General features: G+C 36.8%; 1 protein-coding gene and 1 pseudogene. Both read right to left on the minus strand.

Annotated elements, in window-relative coordinates:
- Nucleotides 1–423 precede the first annotated feature (423 nt).
- Nucleotides 424–981, minus strand: a complete 558-nt coding sequence (locus F6K49_RS50920) for an IS630 family transposase (RefSeq protein ID WP_070392946.1) — start codon at nucleotides 979–981, stop codon at nucleotides 424–426.
- Nucleotides 935–1,183, minus strand: a pseudogene (locus F6K49_RS50925) (IS630 family transposase); the annotation flags it as partial. The gene F6K49_RS50920 and the pseudogene F6K49_RS50925, both read right to left, overlap by 47 nt.

Genomic DNA, 1,183 nt, shown 5'->3' on the forward strand with positions numbered 1-1,183 from the left:
GGTAAAAGATATTTACGGTAGCAGGTTACCGTCATCAACATCATCTCTTTCTGTTCGGGAGTAGTAACTAAACGCCACACATCTGTACGAATCAGAGGTTGAGGTTGAGATTTTTTAGTTTTTCTTTTGCTTTTTTTACCCATGGTCTAGTCACAGCCCACTCTATAGGCTATTAAATTATAAGTAGTCGGACAAAAGTTTTGGGTGCTGTATAAAGTTTTGTAAATATAGGTAAAACCTTTTGGGGTAAAGGTTATAAGCATTTTACAGTTTTTGATACAGTACCGTTTATTTATGTCCGACTACTTATTAACACAAATATGATTAATCTAGAATTGCCAAAAGAATAAGAAAAGGTAGTGTTTTTGGTTGGTCTCGCTAACCCCACCTAAATCGAAGATTATATAGCAGAGAAAGAGTTGGTTAGGACAAAAGTCGCAAAGCATTATCGATAGCATTCTGTAAACCATCAAATTGATCAAGAGTTTTTCTCAAATGGTGTTTAAGTCTTGCCCAAAATTTCTCAATTTTATTAAGATCAGGTGAATAAGGGGGCAAAAATACCAGTTCACATCCTGCCATTTCAATTAATTGTTTTATCTGAGCCGATTTGTGAAAACTAGCCTGATCCATAATCACTATTTGTCCAGGTAATAACTCGGGTACTAGAAAAAATTCTACCCACATCTTAATCAGTTCAGTGTTGCAGTATCCTGTAAAAGTTATCGGGGCAATAATTTGACGACAACATGAAGCAGCTATCAGGCTTATGCGTTCTGTTTTATGTCCCAATTTTAGATCGTAGTATCGTTGAGATTTATCACACCAACCGTAGGGATAATCTTCTGTATCATCGACTCCTGCTTCATCGACATAAACGAATCTCTGGTAAGCATATTGACTGATATAGTTAAGAAACTCGGCTCGTTGTTCTTCATTTCTTTCTCTGTACCCGTAAGTTTTTTTTTCTGGTAAAACCAATGCGTTTTAAAGCTTTACCTATAGTAATGCGACTAATTTTTTCTGGCCATTTTTCGGCCATCTGTTGTTGAGTTTTGCCACCATTTATGCACGCAAATTGGCGAAATTCCTCTAAGTTTTGAATTTTTGGGGCAGGTCCTCTACTATAGTTTCGCTTTGCTTTAAAGCTTCCCGTTTCAGCTCTGGCTTTTAGCCACAAGTC

Source organism: Moorena sp. SIO3I6, assembly GCF_010672095.1.